Raw genomic sequence first — 15,730 nt, 5'->3', positions numbered from 1 at the left:
TGAAAGACTAGAAGAAAAGGGAGGCTGGATGTCCTTATCCCGCATCGTCATGCGCCTGGCGCGTAACCCAGGCACCGAGTTCGCCGGCGGCGACGACCATCGCGGCTACGCTCTGACGGCGCCGCTCACCGCCGACGGTCACATCGACGAGGGTGAGTACGCCAAGGTCAAGGCGTCCTGCAGCGTGCGACGCTTCGCGCCTGCCGAGGACGCGGTCGATGGCCGGCTGAACAAGCGTGGTCAGCGCTGGTTCTTCGACTACGACGCCGCGGAAGAGTCGGACGACGAGCCATTGCATCGCCTGGGCGAGCATCGGTTCGCGCTGGGTGAATATGTCACCGTCACCGATGAGGACGGTCGACCGCTGACTTACAAGGTCATGGAAGTCACGCCGCTCTGATAGGCGGCGTAGGCGTTGGCTTTATCATCCCGGCCGGGTGGTTGCCCGGCCGGGATTTGGCTTTCCCGTCAGCCGCCGACGTTGTGGCGGACCAGCGCCTTCATGTCCTTGAACAGGTCATGATCGTCGGTGTTGCGGTTCTTGGCCTTGACCACGGCCACGGCCAAAGGACCGCCCTTGGGGCCGCGCGCTTCATAGCCGGCCAGGCGATAGCCCTTAGGCGCCTTGTCGTTGGCGAGGATCAGGGTCGAGCGGACCGCGTCGCCGCCCTTCTGAGCGCGGATTTCCGCCCCGTTGTCATTGGCCTTGATCGTGACGTCGCCTTCGTGGTCGTCGTTGGCAGCGACATTGACCGACGCCTGGCCGCCTTCGCTCTTGATGTTGACGTTCTTGTTGACCTTCACTTCGGCCGCGCCGCCATCGCTGTTGATGGTCAGATGGCCGATCCGGATGTCGGCGCTGTCGCCGTGGGCGTCGATATTGATGCCCGGCAGATGGATGCTGGTCTTGTTCTTGCCATCCTTGGTCTCGGGCGGGACCGGCGGGGCGGGGGGCGTGGGCATCACGCCCTTGAGTTCCGCCTCGATCGGAGCCAGCGCCGCTTCGGCGTCTCCACCGTTCAAACGAATAAGACGCAGATCAACCGTCCCTTCGCTGGAGGTGTAGGTGCAGGACTGGCCGTCCGGCGCGGCGCTCAAGCGAGTCAGGCCGCCTTGTCGTTCGGGACAGTCCAGCCGCTCGATGGCGCGCACGGGCTCCCTGCCCAGGCGCCGCTCTGCCCTGTGGTCCTTGTCCGGCGCGCCGGGCTGGCAGGCGGTCAATGCGCTGGCGCCCACGCCAACCAGCAGCGCGGCGACCAGCCATTTCGAATGACGCATGGTGTTCCTTTGGCCTTCCCTTGAAGCCTGGACGTTGGTCGCGCGTATAGCGTGCGTCCAGTGAATTCCCGGTAACGGCCATTTCGTCGCAGGCTGGACTACTGCCCAGGACGACCGCCGGAACCTTCCCGACGCGCCAGGAACGCCAGGCGTTCGAACAGGTGAACGTCCTGCTCGTTCTTCAGCAAGGCCCCATGCAGCGGCGGGATCAGCTTGGTGGGGTCTTTTTCGCGCAGGATCGTCTCGTCGATGTCCTCGACCAGCAACAGCTTCAGCCAGTCCAGCAATTCCGAGGTGGAAGGCTTCTTCTTCAGACCGGGCACCTTGCGCATGTCGTAGAAGATGCGCAGCGCCTCGGCGACGAGCTTCTGCTTGATGCCCGGGAAGTGGACGTCGACGATGGCCTGCATCGTCTCGGCTTCCGGGAAGCGGATGTAGTGGAAGAAGCAGCGGCGAAGGAACGCGTCAGGCAGTTCCTTCTCATTGTTCGAGGTGATGATCATCACCGGCCGCACCTTGGCCTTGATGGTCTCGCCGGTCTCGTAGACGAAGAACTCCATGCGATCGAGCTCCTGCAGGAGGTCGTTCGGGAACTCGATATCGGCCTTGTCGATCTCGTCGATCAGCAGCACGGGGCGGACTTCGCTCTCGAAAGCTTCCCAGAGCTTGCCCTTCTTGATGTAGTTCTTGACGTCCTTGACGCGCTCGTCGCCCAGTTGGCTGTCGCGCAGGCGGGTGACGGCGTCGTACTCGTAGAGGCCTTGCTGGGCCTTGGTCGTCGACTTGATGTGCCAGGTGATTAGCGGCGCGCCCATCGCCTTGGCGACTTCATAGGCCAGGACCGTCTTGCCGGTGCCGGGCTCGCCCTTGATCAGCAAAGGACGTTCAAGAGCGACCGCAGCGTTGACCGCGACCTTCAGGTCGTCGGTGGCCACATAGTCGGAAGTGCCTTCGAAGCGCTGGCTCATGCCTATCTCCGCCGGAATCGGATCCGGTTCGAACAGTTGTTCAAATTGAGCGGATCAAACTACCGGCGCTTGCGCTGTTGGCAAGGGTGTCGGTGCGGAAGGCGTTGTCAGGCGGCTTGGTGAACTTGGGACGGGATTTCGAAACCCTTGCCGCGCAAGCGCTCGGCCATGGCCTCTCGGCGCACCGCCCAGTCGCATGACAACAGGCCCAGGCCAACCACATCAACCTCGTGGCCCTGCTTCATCACATGTTGCCGGAAGAGAGCTTCGCGCTGGAAACCGTACAGTTCATGCAGCCGCCAGACGCTCTCGTTCGAGATCAGGACCTCGCACCAAAGTTTGTTCAGGCCCAGTTGGCCGAACACGTACTCGATGATCTGAAACTCGACGAACGAGCCGACGCCCAGACCGCGCACTTTGGGGCTCGCCAGATAGTAGGCCCAGGCGCAGCGACGGTGGGCGAAGTCGATATCGGCCAGGTTAGCCAGTCCGACCGGCTCGCCATCCGCCTCGATAACCCAGTAGCGACGGCGGGGATCGTGCCGCGCCACATCGAACCAGTGATCGTGCTCCTCGTGGCCGATCTTGTGGTCGGAGTACATGTAGGCGGAAACGTCGGGACTGTTGCGCCACGCCAGAAGCCGTTCGCGATCCCCTTCAACAACCTCGCGCAATCGCACCGTGACCATGTCCATCACTCCAGCCTTCGCGCCGCAGACGGCGCGTCCGGGGCTTAGGTCTGGACTCGCGCCTTCAAGTGCGGATGTGGAACCGCCGAGAGGATATCCCGACCGGGCTCCAGTCTGAGGGCTTGGACGACGGGGGCATTGATCCGCCTCAAGCCAGGCGGGCGGTCAGGATGCGGCCAAATCGCGCAGAGCCTCGGCCACGCGGCCCATGGTCGGCTCCCAGACCCCGTACTGCTCGGTGACGAAGCAGCGCACGCTCGGATACCAGGGATAGTAGTCAGTCCCCAGGCGGGTCCAGGACGACGCGCCGGTGAGCATAAAGATCGGCGTGCCTACGGCGCCGGCCAGGTTGATGGTGGCGTTCGAGAAGCCAATGACCAGATCGACCGCCGCGCACAGCGCCGCGACGTCGTCGAGGTCGGCTTTCAGATCGATGCCTTCCGGCTGCCAGATTTCGACGCCCAGCTCCTGCTTGGCGAAGGCGATCTCTTCGTCGCAGTCGCCATACTGCAGGTTCACGAACACCACACCTGGCGTGTGGAGAACCGGCTCCCACAGGTGGAACGGCGAAAACTGCCGCGCGCGTTCAGCGTTAAGCTTGAGGCTTTTCCAGAGAAGGCCGACCTTGGGGCCGGGACCAAGCTTTTCGAGTTGCGCCTTCCAGTGCGCCACCCGGGCCGGATCCGGCTGAAGGAAGGCCGGCCGTTTGGGAAACGCCTCGGCCGAGGGGCGCAGGCTGGGCAGGAAATCGCCGATCGCCGCCCAGTAGTCGAAGCGATCCCAATTCTCGATATGCGGCGCGGCCCTGAAGACTCTGCCTTCGTAAGCCACCGTGCGGTGCGCCGTCACCTCGACGTTCGGGAACGATCGGGCGAACAGGGGCGCCAAGCGACGCTCGACCGCAAGCGACAGGAAGCCGTCCGGACCCAAGGCCTCGACGATATCTGGCAGCATGTTGGCGAACATCACCTCGTCGCCCAGGCCCTGTTCGGTCGTGATCATCAGGGACTTGCCCTTCAGATCCTGGCCCGACCACCGAACGCCGGGAATCTGGAAGCGCGGCGCGTCGGTCAGGGCCGGCGAGAAGCGCGATTCGTAAGCGTCCCAGCCCTCGGACACGCGCCCCAGAGCCAACAGGATCGTCGCGCGGGCGAACTGCATCATCGCAAGGTCTTCGGGCGACCCGGGATTGCGCATCGCCGCTTCGCAATCGACGAGCGCGCTCTCGATGTCGCCGAGGTCCAGCTTGGCGAAGGCGCGGTTGTGGTAGGCCTTGGAGAAGTCCGGCGCGAGGCGAAGCGCCTCGTCGAAGAAGACAATGGAGCCCGCGCCATCCCCGATGTTGCAAAGAACCGTGCCAAGCGTGTTCCACAAAACTGGCGCTTCGGGATTGGCGTTCAGTGCGGCCTTCAGGACTTCGATGGCCTCGCTTTCGCGGTTCAATTCGCGGAGCGCGCAGGCCAGGTTGTTGGCGCCCTCGACGTCGTCGGGCCGTGAGAGTCGGTAATGCGCGAAGAACTTGGCCGCCAACTCGGGCATATTCATGCGGAAGGCCAGGCGGCCCAGATCGCCCGCCACCGGGCCGTGGTCCGGCAGCAAGGTCAGCGCGGCTTCATAGGCGCGAAGAGAGGAGGCGAAGTCGCCGGTCTTCTCGCGGGCGATCGCCAGGATGTGCCAGGCCAGACCCAGGCGCTCGTCCTTTTCCAACAGCTTCAGCGCCAGCTTGTCGGCCTTGGCGTAGTCCTGCAACTGCACGGCCTGGATCGCGCGCCCCAAGGCCTTGGCGTTCTCGACGTTCTTGGTCCCCTGGGCGGCGCGGTTAAGCCGGTCCAGCGCCTCGGCTGAGGCCGAGTCGCCCATCGCGTTGGCGATGACGCTCGGATGGATCCCGGAGACGCCGACATCGGCTTGGGCGAGGGCGCTTGCCGAGGATTCCAGGGCGCTTTTGCGGGACATGGCGGTAGCCTTAGACTTTGCTGTTAACCATGTTTTGAGGCCCTATGCTTAACTGAGTCCTAAGCTGCGTCTCATGGTCGCACCGGCGGTCGCCGGGAGCGGCAAGATGGCGTTAACACGTGTTCGCCTAGCGTGCCGCTTAACCCGTCGTCATCGGCGGATTTGGGCTCGCGGCGTCAACAAAAGGAACGGCATCCAGTGCCTTTGAAGCTGTCGCTGAAGCCCGGAGAAAAGTTCGTTCTCAACGGCGCCGTGGTCCAGAACGGAGATCGGCGCGGGGTTCTGGTTCTCCAGAACAAGGCCTCCGTCCTTCGCGAGAAGGACATCATGCAGCCGGATCAGGTGACGACGCCCGCGCGTCACATCTATTTCCCGGTGATGATGATGTATCTCGACGAGAGCGGCGCTGAGAAGTTTTACGAGGAATTCGCTACGCGCCTTAACGAATTTATGGGTGTTGTGCGTAATCCTGTGGTCCTTCAGGACTGCATCGCCATTTCGAAGCACGTGATGGCGCGAGAATACTACAAGGCTCTAATGCTGAGCCGGAAGCTTATCGAGTACGAAGACGAGAGGTTGGGGCATGTCTCTTCGGGCGTATCAGCAGGCGGCGACGCGGGCTGAGAATCCCCGTGAAATGGAGTACCGCCTGTTCGGGCAGGTGACGCGCGCCCTGTTGGATGCGTCGCAGGCCCCGGCGGACGACATCGCCACGCGGATCGATGCGCTGGACTGGAACCGCAAGGTCTGGTCTGCGCTTGCGACCGATTGCGCGCTCCCGGAAAACCAGCTCCCAATGGAGCTGCGCGCCAGCATCATTTCGCTCAGCCTCTGGGTCGGTCGGCACTCCAGCGCGGTGATGCGCAAGGAGGAGGATTTCGAGCCCCTGATCGAAATCAACCGGATGATCATGCAGGGCTTGGCGGGGCGCGCCGACGCGTCCTGATTCCCCTATTTGTGCAAGACTGAAGCTCTTGCCTACCAGTTCTGGAAAAACCTGCCGCCCGGCGAATGTTGCATTCGTCGGGCGGTTTCGTTTTGAGCTCAAGTATCCTTAAAAGCTCAATAAAAACAGCATTATAGCGATTTTCCGCGATCGGCGTCGAACTGGCCCGCCGCTTGCGATGGTTCGCGCGGGCAAAACGCCAGCCCGGCAATACGCCGGACAAATCCCACCAAAACGGTAGGTATCAAATGCTGAACTCGATCAACACCAATCCTGGTGCGCTGCTGGCGCTCCAGAACCTGAACGCAACTAACACGGAGCTCGCCGCCACTCAGGGCCGTATTAACACCGGCAAGAAGATCGCTAACGCCAAGGACAACGGCGCGATCTGGTCGATGGCCAAAATGCAAAGCGCAAACGCTTCGTCCCTGAATGCGGTGAAGGACTCCCTCCAACGCGGTCAGTCGACGATCGATGTGGCGCTTGCTGCTGGCGACACCATCACCGATCTGCTCACGAAGATGAAGGAAAAGGCTCTGGCCGCTTCCGACACCTCGCTGAACACCGCCTCGTTCAACGCCCTCAAGGCGGACTTCGAGTCTCTGCGCGACCAAATTGCCAAGGCCGCGTCGAACGCGAAGTTCAATGGTGTCAGCCTCGCCGACGGCAGCACCACGAAGCTTGCTTTCCTGTCCAACGAAGACGGCAGCAACTTCACGGTGACCGCCCAGACCCTGTCCCTCACCGGGATTGGTCTGACGGCGGCGTCGACCTTCACCGATGCCGCTACGGCCAAGACCATGATCGCGACGATCACGACCTCGTTGCAGACGGCCACGAACAAGCTGTCGTCTCTGGGTACGTCCTCTGTCGGTCTGGATACGCACCTGACCTTCGTGGGCAAGCTGCAGGACAGCCTGGACGCCGGTGTCGGCAACCTGGTCGATGCGGACCTGGCGAAGGAAAGCGCCAAGCTCCAGTCGCTGCAAACCAAGCAGCAGCTGGGTGTTCAAGCGCTTTCGATCGCCAATCAGACGCCGCAGTCGATCCTGTCGCTGTTCAAGGGGTGATCCCGATACGCCGGACGGCCGTCAAAAGCCGTCCGGCGCCTCTTTCCTGCTGGGTGCGCATTTAGTGCCCGGCAAAATTTTCCCATGACGAAAGGCTCCCGGCAGAAAGTGCCGGGGGCCTTCGTCGTTAATGGAACAATAACGTATATTTTTCAGCGCTTTAGCTCCGGTCCGTCGCTGGGCAGAATTGGCCCGGCAATTGCTACGGGTCCTTCCGAGCAAAATGCTCCCGGCAGCCAAAATGGCGTCGGACACCTTGAAAAGGACTCTTTCGTTATGGCGCTGAACAGCATCAATACGAACTCGGGCGCTCTGATCGCCCTGCAAAACCTGAACTCGACGAACTCCGAGCTGACGACCGTTCAGCAGCGGATCAACACCGGCAAGAAGATCGCCACCGCCAAGGACAATGGCGCGATCTGGGCGACCGCGAAGAACCAGTCGGCCACCGCCTCCAGCCTGAACTCGGTCAAGGACTCGCTGCAGCGTGGCCAGTCGACGATCGACGTCGCGCTCGCCGCCGGCGACACCATCACCGACCTGCTCGGCAAGATGAAGGAAAAGGCCCTGGCCGCTTCCGACACCTCGCTGAACACCGCTTCTTTCAACGCCCTGAAGGCCGACTTCGAGTCGCTGCGCGACCAGATCGAGAAGGCCGCGACGAACGCCAAGTTCAACGGCGTCAGCATCGCTGACGGTTCGACCACCAAGCTGACCTTCCTGGCCAACTCGGACGGCACCGGCTTCACCGTCAACGCTAAGACCATCTCGCTGGCGGGCATTGGCCTGACGACCGGCTCGACCTTCGCGACCGCGGCGGCCGCCAAGACGATGATCGGCACCATTGATACGGCGCTGCAGACGGCCACCAACAAGCTGGCTTCGCTGGGCACCAGCTCTGTCGGTCTCGACACCCACCTGACCTTCGTCGGCAAGCTGCAAGACAGCCTGGACGCCGGCGTGGGCAATCTGGTGGACGCCGATCTGGCCAAGGAAAGCGCCAAGCTGCAGTCGCTGCAAACCAAGCAGCAGCTGGGCGTGCAGGCGCTGTCGATCGCGAACCAATCGTCGTCGTCGATCCTGAGCCTGTTCCGCTAAGGGGCAGGGACGGAGGCGGGCTCTTCGGCCCGCCTCCGCCTTTTCCGGTTCGGTTGCGGGACCAACCTCAACAGAAAAGGAGGGCCGACCGATAAAAGTCGGCGTTTAGCAAATGGAACCCAAAGCCGCATTGTCGGCCATCAAGGACTACGTCGCTCCCGTTTCCCCGCCCAACGCCCCGGAGGCTTCCGAGGGCGCTAAAGCCGTTGTGGGACAGGTCTTCCAGGCCGTTGAAGCTGAGGCCGCACGGACGACTGAGGCCGCTCAAAAGGCCGAGCCGGCCAAGCCGGTCGATGATGGTCCTCAGCTTGGTGACCTAAGGCTCGTCATCGAGCATGACGAAGCCTCTGGCGAATTTGTCTATAAGACCGTCGATCGCCGCACGGGGGAAACCCTTCAGCAGTTCCCGCGAGAGGAAGTGCTGCGGATGCGGGATGGCGCGGATTACGAAAGCGGGGACGTTTTCGACGGGCAGGCCTGAGGCTGTCGCGCCTGACCTAGCCGCCGATGCGACGTCAGGTCGCGGCGGTTAATGCGCATGGTTTATTTCTGTTAACCATAATCTTACTTTCTGGCCTCAATTCTGGCGGCGACCGGATCGCACGCCGAATCGCGCGCGATCGCAACCAACGGCAAAATCGCCGATCGGAGGCCGCGCATGACGCTGAGCGTCAACACGAACCAGCCCGCGCTGATCGCGCTGCAGAATCTCAATCGCACCAACGACGACATGCAGGCGGTGCAGACCCGTATCAACACGGGCGAGTCCATCTCCACCGCCAAGGACAACGCCGCCGTCTGGTCGATCGCTCAATCGCAGCGCGCCGACATGAGCGCGCTGGGCGCCGTCAAGATGAGCCTGGATCGCGCGACCTCGATCGCTGACGTGGCCCTTGCGGCCGGCGAGTCGGTTTCCGACCTGCTCAAACTGATGCGCGAAAAGGTGGTGGCCGCGAAGGACAGCTCGCTGACCACGACGTCGCGTCAGGCTCTGAACGCCGACTTCCAGGGGCTCATCAAGAACCTAGCTCAGGTGATCCGAAGCGCGACGTTTGACGGCGCAAACCTGCTGGACGGCAGTCAGGCCGCCGATATGACGTTCCTCGCGGACGCCGACGCCGGCCAGTCGATCACTCTGACTCTCCAGAACCTCTCGCTGGGCGGGACGATCAACACCCTCACCGCCACCGACGATATTCTCGACACGACCAACGCCGGAGCGGTCCTGACGCGACTCGATGCGACCTTGAGCGCGGTGAACCAGGCGGTCGGCAACATCGGCACCCAGGCCAAGCAGATTGACGCTCATAATACGTTCGTCTCGAAGCTGAACGACGTGCTCGAGACCGGTGTCGGCAACCTTGTGGACGCCGACCTAGCCAAAGAAAGCGCGCGTCTGCAGGCGCTGCAGGTCAAGCAGCAACTCGGCGCGCAGGCCCTGTCGATCGCCAACGGCGCGCCGCAGATCATCCTGTCGCTGTTCAAGGGGCAGTAGCGTTAGGTCCTGTCACGTCCAGGGTTTAAGCTGGCGCTGGGCGAACCGGGGATTCGGCTACGGGCATGATCGAACTGCGCGACTTGTTGGACGAGGACGAAGCGCTCCTCTTTCAGTGGCGATCCGAGCCCGAGGTCGACCGTTGGATGTCCGACGCCGATCTTCCGAGCCGGGAAGCCCACGCCGCTTGGTTCCGGGCGCTGAAGCTCGATCCCGACATGCGGGGCTGGATGATCACGCGCGGCGGAGTCCCTATGGGGCTGCTGACGCTGACGGGTCTGACTAGCCATCATCGGCGCGCCAGTTGGAACTGGTTCCTGGGGTCGGCTGAAGCGCGGGGCAGGGGCGTGGGGCGCGCCGCTCAGGTGCTTGGACTGGATCGCGCCTTCCTCGATCTTGGATTGCACAAAGTCTTCGCCGAGGTGATGGCGGACAATGACGCGGCGCTGAAAGCGCAGTCCGCAGCAGGCTTCAGACGTGAAGGCTATCTACGCGGCCACGTCCTGAAAGACGGCCGTCCCTGCGACGTGGTCTTGCTCGGGATCCTCGCGTCCGAGTGGGGCGAACTCCGCGAAGAGGCCCGCCGGGCGCTTTCCGACGCTCACCTTATCGCCGGTTAATCTCAGGCCTTAACGAGTCGTCAGCGATCGTCCGGCAAAGGTATTTTCGGGGTGAATTGCGCCCCGACCGAGATTCGCCGTGATCACTTTCGATACCAGCGCGCTGATCAGCTACTATCAGGCCCGTTCGGGCCTGACGGGCGCTGGCGCGTCGGGTGTCTCGACTGCGTCGACGAAATCAAAGGCTGTGGTGCCCAACGCGCCCTGGCTGAGCAACGCCTCGCCGCCGGCTAGCGACCTTGTCCGCTCGGCCCTCAATGGTCGCAAGTTCATCGATGAGGGCGCCAATACCTCCGCCCTGAAGGGCGTGAGCCCCGACTACAAGAAACTGTTCGCCACGTACCAGGCGTTGAACACGCTCTCTGCCCTCGCTGCGCGGGCCGGCGAGAAGGGTGTCACCGACGGGGAGGTGTCTCGCCTGCAGACGGCCCTGACGAAGGGGCTCGGCGAGATCAGCGGCTATGTGCAGAATTTGTCGCTGGACCAGATGCGCCTGACGACGGGCGCGGTCATGACCAGCGACAAGGGCGCCGTCGGTGTCCCCAAGGCGACCTACAGCTATACGACCGACACCCTTTATTCGGGGCAGATCGATGACGAGGTTCCCAAGTTCAAGGGGAACGTCTCGTTCGATGTTTCGGTGAAGAGCTTCGGCGTCACGTCGACGGTGACCATGGACCTGTCGGAAATGGGCGCGACGCCGCGGACGATGTCCAACGTCGTCAGCTACATGAACGGCAAGATGAAGGCGGCGGGCTTCAACACCGACTTCTCGGTCCAGCGCACGGTGGGCGAGGAGCGCACTGTCCAGGTCAATGGCAAGCCCGTGAAGTTGCCGGCCACGGGTGATGATTTCGCGCTGCGGGTCAACGGCGACTCCGTCGAGCAGCTGACGTTCAGCGCGCCGACCACCGCGCCAGCCGTCTATGTGACGACCCGGGCCGGAGACCCGAATCCCGACAAGAAGGCCGAAACCGACGACGGCGTCTTCGAAACGACCCTGACCAAGTACAGCGCGGCTGGAAGCGCTGGCGGGCCTGGCGCCGGCGCGCCGGGCGGCAAGGTGTTCAGCGAGACGTTGCAGGGCACCATTTCCAGTGTCCGCAAATCGGTGACGGGCGCCGACGGTTCGATCTACATGCTGGCGGATGTCGCCACCGCCGTCGACGGCAAGACCGACATCAATGGTCAACCGATCAAGGGCGACAGCGACGTCGCGCTGCTCAAGTACGATAGCGCCGGGCACCTGCTGTACGCCCGATCGCTGGGCGCGACCGACAACGCCAGCGGCCTGTCCCTGGCCGTCGCCGATGACGGCAGCGTGGCCGTGGCCGGTTCGGTCAGCGGCCGTCTGCAAGGCGCGGTCAACGGGCCAATCAACAACAGCGACAGCTCGACCACGACCGACAGCTTCGTCACGCGCTACGACGCCAAGGGCGACGAGCAGTGGACCGTCCGTCGCGGCGGCCTGCAGGAAGACGAGGCCACGGCCCTGGCGTTCGGCGCCAACGGCATTCTTTACGTGGGCGGCCGCAGCAAGTCGGATCTGCCTGGCGCTGTGGGGACCGACCCCGCCGGCGGCTGGGACGCTTATCTTTCCGCCTTCGCCACCGACGCCGGCGGCAAGCCTAAGGCCCTCTTCACCCAGAAATTCGGCACCGCCGAGAACGACTCCGTCTCCGACATCGTCGTCAATGGCTCGCAGGTCATCGTCGGCTCCAAGGAGAACGGCGAGGCGATGCTGCGCAGCTTCCAGGTCAGTCCGTCGGTCGTCACCGAGAACGTGACCCAGCTGAACCAATACGGCGCCTACGAGAGCGTGCCGGTCACCTATACCAAGACCGCTACGATCACGGCGGGCGCGACTCGGGACCTGGGTTCGCTGAAGGGCGGCGAGATCGTCGGGCTGAAGATCGACGGCGGCCAGCTCTATGTTGGCGGCTATACCGCCAACAACCTGATGTCGATCGGCGGCGCCACCACCGCATCGTCGGGCGGCATGGACGCCTTCGTCGGTCGGATGTCGCTCGACATTTCGGATACCGGCAGCGACACCCTGACCTACTACGGCGGGACCGGCGATGACACGGTCACGGGCTTCGCGGTGTCAAACGGCAAGGCCTGGCTGGTCGGCGCCGCGGGCAAGAACCTCGATGGCGAGGAGACGGTGGGGACCAAGGACGGCTATGTCGCCCAGGTCAATGTCGGCACCGGCGCTGTCGATTGGAGCCAGCGCGTCACCGGCAAGGACGGCTACGCGACGCCCACATCGGTCGCCGTATCGGCCTCGGGAGCCTCGGCGCTGGACGCCTTGGGCCTTCCTAGCGGCAGGATGGATTTCAGCCAGTCGAACCGGATCGTTTCGGCGACCTCGGCGCGCGCGGGTGACACCTTCCAGATCCGCACGCGTGAACGCGGCGCGCTGACGACGATCACGATCGACGCCAACGACACCCTCGAAACCCTGGCCGACAAGATCAAGCGCGCTTCGGGTTTCCGGGCCAAGGTCGAGACGGCCTCCAATGGCAATAGTCGCGTTCTGAAGATCAGCCCCGCCTCGAACAACGCCACGATCGAAATCGTGCCGGGCAAGGGCGGGACCGATGTTCTGCGGTCGCTGGGCTTGGCCGGGGGCGTGGTGCGCGCGACCAAGACCGAAGACGGCAAGACGGTCTCGGCTGATGGCAGCGGGCCGGTCTACGGGCTGCAGTTGCCGCCTGAACTGGACTTGACCACCGAGGCTGGGCGCAAGAACGCCAACATGGTGATCACGCGCGCGATGTCGCAGGTTCGTTCGGCTTACCGCGAGATCGCCGACACTGCTCTGGGCGTAAAGAACAACAACGCGTCCAGCTCGGGAAAGACGGGCGGCACGGTTCCGACCTATCTGAAGAACCAGGTCGCCAACTATCAGGCGGCGCTCAATCGTCTGACGGGCGGCTAAGCTGTCCTTTTCCATGGCCGCCAAGCTTGAAAGCGTCATCGGCGCGTCGTAGCCAAGAGGCATGGACTTTCTGAAAGATCGACGGATCATCCTGGGCGGCGGCGCGGCGCTGGCGCTCGTGGCCGGCCTTGGCATCGCCGTGGCCCTGATGTCGGGTCATGACAAGAAGCCCGCTGAAGAGCCTCCGGCCTCGCGGGCAGGTCTGATCGTGGAGACGGGCCGCGCCGACGACACCAAGCTTGATCCCGCCCGTCCGCTGCGCTGCTTCGTGGGCGGCGCGTTCGTCGGCGAGATCACCCTGGCCGAATGCGCCAAGAAGAACGGCGTGGCCACCGGCGCGCTCGACGTCGGCGTCGACGAGACCGGCGCCCTGGCGGCCGCTGACCAGGCCGGCATGGTTTTGACTCCCCTGCCGCCTGTTCCGACAGCCGTTCCAGCGCCGGCTGCGACGCCGGCGCCAGCCGCGACGCCAACCACGCCGACGGCCGCCTCGGCCACCGCGCCGCTCGCTGCCTGTTGGCGCTACGCCAGCAACGAGTGGCGTCGCCTGCCGGGCGAAATCACCCTGAACGCCTGCGCCCAGCAGCTTTTCGGCGGGCGCTGCGAGAAGGCGGGCGGCGCGACCTACGGCCGGTGGGGCGAGGAGACGCTTCGCCTAGTCCCGGGGCGTGTCGAGATCTCGTCGGACAACCGCAGCTTCCATACCGCGTTCGAGCAGTCGCCGAACTGCTCTATTCCCAACGCCGGATAGGTTTATAGGTGTAGGCCATGAAAAAGACCGTCCTCGCCGCCGCCGTTCTCGCCGCCTCGGGCCTCGTCCTCGCTGGTTGCGAGAAGCAGACCAAGGCGCCGTTTGAGCAGGGCGTCTGCTTCCATGTCGCGACCAACAAGGACAAGACGCTGCGCTTCAATCCGGTCAGCCGGAATGTGCCTCAGCTGGAAGAGTGCGCGGCGACGCTCGAGGGCATGCGTATGCGCTTCGTGCGCCTGGGCCAGTCCAACAGCCGCAGCATGGTCGGTGCATACCAGGGATCCTTCATCTTCATCGAGAAGGAAGGCATCTATGTGGGCCAGACCTACGAAGGCCCGCGCTTCATGTCGCTGGTGCGGACCGGCGACGGCCGCTTGGCCGTGCCGGGCGCGATCCGGCGTGTTCCGGCCGAGTAGGGCGGGACGGTAAGCCCAACGGTCCGTCCACAGAGCTTGCGCTTGCCCACAAGAACGTTACGGGAACAAAACTTGCGCGCGTCTTAGCGCCTCGTTAACGTCTCGCTCCAGATTCCGGCGCATGGGTCGCCGGGCGAGAGCAAGGTCTAAACGATGGCGGGCAGCGTCAACAAGGTCATTCTGGTCGGCAATCTCGGCGCCGATCCCGAAATCCGCAGCCTGGGTTCGGGCGACCGCGTCGCCAACCTGCGGATCGCCACGTCGGAAACCTGGCGCGACCGCAACAGCGGCGAGCGCAAGGAAAAGACCGAATGGCACCGGGTCGTGATCTTCAACGACAACCTCGTCAAGGTTGCCGAGCAGTACCTGCGCAAGGGCTCGACGGTGTATATCGAGGGCGCGCTGCAGACCCGCAAATGGACCGACAACACCGGTCAGGAAAAGTACTCGACCGAGATTGTGCTGCAAAAGTTCCGTGGCGAACTGACCATGCTGGGCGGTCGCGGCGGCGCCGATTCCGGAATGTCCTCCGGCGGTGATGACGGCTACGGCGGCGGCTACTCCGGCGGCGGCTCCAGCTTCGGCGGCGGCCAGCGCAGCCAGCCCAGCGGCCCGCGCGAGAGCTTCTCGGCCGACCTGGATGACGAGATCCCGTTCTAGGAACAGTGGAGGCGCGCGGGCGACCCTAGCGGTCACGCGCACTGCACGGGCGAGCGGCGGATGGTCCGATAGAGCCATCCGCCGTATTGCGTGCGAACTGTAAGTGGACAACGAGTTGAGGTTGTGTTTCGCTCAAGGCTTCACGGAGGTGAGCCATGCGGAATGTGCTTTTCGGTCTCTCTGTCGCCGCCACTCTGGCGCTCGCGCCCGCCGTCCATGCGCGGCAGGCCGACACCCTGATTGGGGACGCCCGCCGCCAGAACGGACTTGAGTCGGAAATGAGCCGGCTAAGGCAGTCCTCGCCGGGCAGCGCGCGAGATGGGCTGTGTCCGCTGGTTCGCGGCGCCTCCGCCGAGGTCAACGCCTATGTCGCCGCCCGCCTGCATCAGGTGGCTCGGCAAGCGGGCGCGTCCTACGCTACGCGGGCCTGCGAGCCTAATGTCGTCGTGCTGTTCTCGGCCGAGCCGGATCAGTTGATCCAAGCGGCGGCGAGAGCAAAGCGCTTCAACTATAGTGGTGCGCCGGCCGCAGCGGTCGAAGCGTTCAAATCCGGCGCCGGCCCGGTTCGTTGGGTCCATGGGGGCGACGTGCGCGGCTCGGCCGCCGGCGACGCCCGGCCTCACAACGCCCTCATCGTGGTGGATGCCGCCAAGGCTGGAGACGTGAAGGTTTCGGCCTTGGCGGACTATCTGGCGATGGTGTCCCTGGCTGATGTCCGCGCGCGCCCGGCGCCCTCGGATTCAATCCTCGCCCTTTTCGAGGCAGCGAACGCAGCGCCCCAGGCGCTGACCGAGGCCGACCAAGCCTATCTGCGCAGCGTCTACCGCGCGCGGTAAGTT

General features: G+C 63.9%; 17 protein-coding genes. 13 read left to right on the top strand and 4 right to left on the bottom strand.

The window, feature by feature from the left end; all coding sequences use genetic code 11:
- Window positions 1–28 precede the first annotated feature (28 nt).
- Window positions 29–400 (top strand): hypothetical protein, encoded by a 372-nt coding sequence (locus CSW63_RS13085; RefSeq protein ID WP_062099690.1) that lies wholly within the window; start codon window positions 29–31, stop codon window positions 398–400.
- Between the two features lie 68 nt (window positions 401–468).
- On the opposite strand, the gene CSW63_RS13080 is transcribed toward CSW63_RS13085, so the two are convergent.
- The 4 genes from CSW63_RS13080 to CSW63_RS13065 all read right to left on the bottom strand — a co-directional run bounded on the left by CSW63_RS13080 (window position 469) and on the right by CSW63_RS13065 (window position 4,891).
- Window positions 469–1,278, bottom strand: coding sequence for a hypothetical protein (locus CSW63_RS13080; RefSeq protein WP_062099691.1), 810 nt, complete (start codon window positions 1,276–1,278; stop codon window positions 469–471).
- A 98-nt stretch (window positions 1,279–1,376) separates the two neighbouring features.
- On the bottom strand, window positions 1,377–2,246 hold the full coding sequence (locus CSW63_RS13075) for a MoxR family ATPase (protein ID WP_062099692.1): 870 nt from the start codon (window positions 2,244–2,246) through the stop codon (window positions 1,377–1,379).
- Between the two features lie 107 nt (window positions 2,247–2,353).
- On the bottom strand, window positions 2,354–2,935 hold the full coding sequence (gene pseH, locus CSW63_RS13070; RefSeq protein WP_062099698.1) for a UDP-4-amino-4,6-dideoxy-N-acetyl-beta-L-altrosamine N-acetyltransferase: 582 nt from the start codon (window positions 2,933–2,935) through the stop codon (window positions 2,354–2,356).
- A 165-nt stretch (window positions 2,936–3,100) separates the two neighbouring features.
- Window positions 3,101–4,891: a tetratricopeptide repeat protein gene (locus CSW63_RS13065; RefSeq protein WP_062099693.1), complete on the bottom strand. Its 1,791-nt coding sequence runs from the start codon at window positions 4,889–4,891 to the stop codon at window positions 3,101–3,103.
- A 198-nt stretch (window positions 4,892–5,089) separates the two neighbouring features.
- Between CSW63_RS13065 and flbT the strand changes: the two genes are divergently transcribed.
- From flbT to CSW63_RS13005, 12 genes are all read left to right on the top strand, one after another.
- Entirely contained in the window at window positions 5,090–5,515 is a 426-nt protein-coding gene (flbT, locus tag CSW63_RS13060; protein ID WP_062099694.1) for a flagellar biosynthesis repressor FlbT, read from the top strand.
- Window positions 5,475–5,837, top strand: a complete 363-nt coding sequence (flaF, locus tag CSW63_RS13055) for a flagellar biosynthesis regulator FlaF (protein WP_062099695.1) — start codon at window positions 5,475–5,477, stop codon at window positions 5,835–5,837. Before flbT ends, flaF begins: the two co-directional genes overlap by 41 nt.
- A 248-nt stretch (window positions 5,838–6,085) precedes the next feature.
- Window positions 6,086–6,907 (top strand): flagellin FljL, encoded by an 822-nt coding sequence (gene fljL, locus CSW63_RS13050; RefSeq protein ID WP_062099696.1) that lies wholly within the window; start codon window positions 6,086–6,088, stop codon window positions 6,905–6,907.
- Between the two features lie 276 nt (window positions 6,908–7,183).
- Complete coding sequence (fljK, locus tag CSW63_RS13045; protein WP_099503506.1) at window positions 7,184–8,005, top strand: flagellin FljK; 822 nt, start codon at window positions 7,184–7,186, stop codon at window positions 8,003–8,005.
- Between the two features lie 112 nt (window positions 8,006–8,117).
- Entirely contained in the window at window positions 8,118–8,486 is a 369-nt protein-coding gene (locus tag CSW63_RS13040) for a flagellar protein FlaG (RefSeq protein ID WP_099503508.1), read from the top strand.
- A gap of 177 nt (window positions 8,487–8,663) precedes the next feature.
- Window positions 8,664–9,500: a flagellin gene (locus CSW63_RS13035; protein ID WP_062098535.1), complete on the top strand. Its 837-nt coding sequence runs from the start codon at window positions 8,664–8,666 to the stop codon at window positions 9,498–9,500.
- 65 nt (window positions 9,501–9,565) lie between these two features.
- The gene (gene pseH, locus CSW63_RS13030) at window positions 9,566–10,120 is read left to right on the top strand and encodes a UDP-4-amino-4,6-dideoxy-N-acetyl-beta-L-altrosamine N-acetyltransferase (protein ID WP_062098533.1); all 555 of its coding nucleotides are present in this window, start codon (window positions 9,566–9,568) and stop codon (window positions 10,118–10,120) included.
- 79 nt (window positions 10,121–10,199) lie between these two features.
- On the top strand, window positions 10,200–13,064 hold the full coding sequence (locus CSW63_RS13025) for a hypothetical protein (RefSeq protein ID WP_062098531.1): 2,865 nt from the start codon (window positions 10,200–10,202) through the stop codon (window positions 13,062–13,064).
- 61 nt (window positions 13,065–13,125) lie between these two features.
- Window positions 13,126–13,815, top strand: coding sequence for a hypothetical protein (locus CSW63_RS13020; protein WP_062098529.1), 690 nt, complete (start codon window positions 13,126–13,128; stop codon window positions 13,813–13,815).
- Window positions 13,816–13,832: 17 nt separating this feature from the next.
- The gene (locus CSW63_RS13015) at window positions 13,833–14,231 is read left to right on the top strand and encodes a hypothetical protein (RefSeq protein ID WP_062098527.1); all 399 of its coding nucleotides are present in this window, start codon (window positions 13,833–13,835) and stop codon (window positions 14,229–14,231) included.
- A gap of 153 nt (window positions 14,232–14,384) precedes the next feature.
- Window positions 14,385–14,891: a single-stranded DNA-binding protein gene (gene ssb / locus CSW63_RS13010; RefSeq protein ID WP_062098525.1), complete on the top strand. Its 507-nt coding sequence runs from the start codon at window positions 14,385–14,387 to the stop codon at window positions 14,889–14,891.
- A gap of 155 nt (window positions 14,892–15,046) precedes the next feature.
- Window positions 15,047–15,727: a hypothetical protein gene (locus tag CSW63_RS13005; RefSeq protein ID WP_082749664.1), complete on the top strand. Its 681-nt coding sequence runs from the start codon at window positions 15,047–15,049 to the stop codon at window positions 15,725–15,727.
- The last annotated feature ends 3 nt before the right edge of the window (window positions 15,728–15,730 follow it).

The organism is Caulobacter sp. FWC26, assembly GCF_002742645.2.
Lineage (GTDB): Bacteria > Pseudomonadota > Alphaproteobacteria > Caulobacterales > Caulobacteraceae > Caulobacter.
The sequence above is the reverse complement of the archived record's forward strand: the minus strand, read 5'-3'. Positions and strand labels throughout refer to the sequence as shown.

Coding starts and splice junctions, on each gene's coding strand:
- CSW63_RS13085 (WP_062099690.1), top strand. CDS start 29: ATGTCCTTATCCCGCATCGTCATGCGCCTGGCGCGTAACCCAGGCACC.
- CSW63_RS13080 (WP_062099691.1), bottom strand. CDS start 1,278: ATGCGTCATTCGAAATGGCTGGTCGCCGCGCTGCTGGTTGGCGTGGGC.
- CSW63_RS13075 (WP_062099692.1), bottom strand. CDS start 2,246: ATGAGCCAGCGCTTCGAAGGCACTTCCGACTATGTGGCCACCGACGAC.
- pseH (WP_062099698.1), bottom strand. CDS start 2,935: ATGGTCACGGTGCGATTGCGCGAGGTTGTTGAAGGGGATCGCGAACGG.
- CSW63_RS13065 (WP_062099693.1), bottom strand. CDS start 4,891: ATGTCCCGCAAAAGCGCCCTGGAATCCTCGGCAAGCGCCCTCGCCCAA.
- flaF (WP_062099695.1), top strand. CDS start 5,475: ATGTCTCTTCGGGCGTATCAGCAGGCGGCGACGCGGGCTGAGAATCCC.
- fljL (WP_062099696.1), top strand. CDS start 6,086: ATGCTGAACTCGATCAACACCAATCCTGGTGCGCTGCTGGCGCTCCAG.
- fljK (WP_099503506.1), top strand. CDS start 7,184: ATGGCGCTGAACAGCATCAATACGAACTCGGGCGCTCTGATCGCCCTG.
- CSW63_RS13040 (WP_099503508.1), top strand. CDS start 8,118: ATGGAACCCAAAGCCGCATTGTCGGCCATCAAGGACTACGTCGCTCCC.
- CSW63_RS13035 (WP_062098535.1), top strand. CDS start 8,664: ATGACGCTGAGCGTCAACACGAACCAGCCCGCGCTGATCGCGCTGCAG.
- pseH (WP_062098533.1), top strand. CDS start 9,566: ATGATCGAACTGCGCGACTTGTTGGACGAGGACGAAGCGCTCCTCTTT.
- CSW63_RS13020 (WP_062098529.1), top strand. CDS start 13,126: ATGGACTTTCTGAAAGATCGACGGATCATCCTGGGCGGCGGCGCGGCG.
- CSW63_RS13015 (WP_062098527.1), top strand. CDS start 13,833: ATGAAAAAGACCGTCCTCGCCGCCGCCGTTCTCGCCGCCTCGGGCCTC.
- ssb (WP_062098525.1), top strand. CDS start 14,385: ATGGCGGGCAGCGTCAACAAGGTCATTCTGGTCGGCAATCTCGGCGCC.
- CSW63_RS13005 (WP_082749664.1), top strand. CDS start 15,047: ATGCGGAATGTGCTTTTCGGTCTCTCTGTCGCCGCCACTCTGGCGCTC.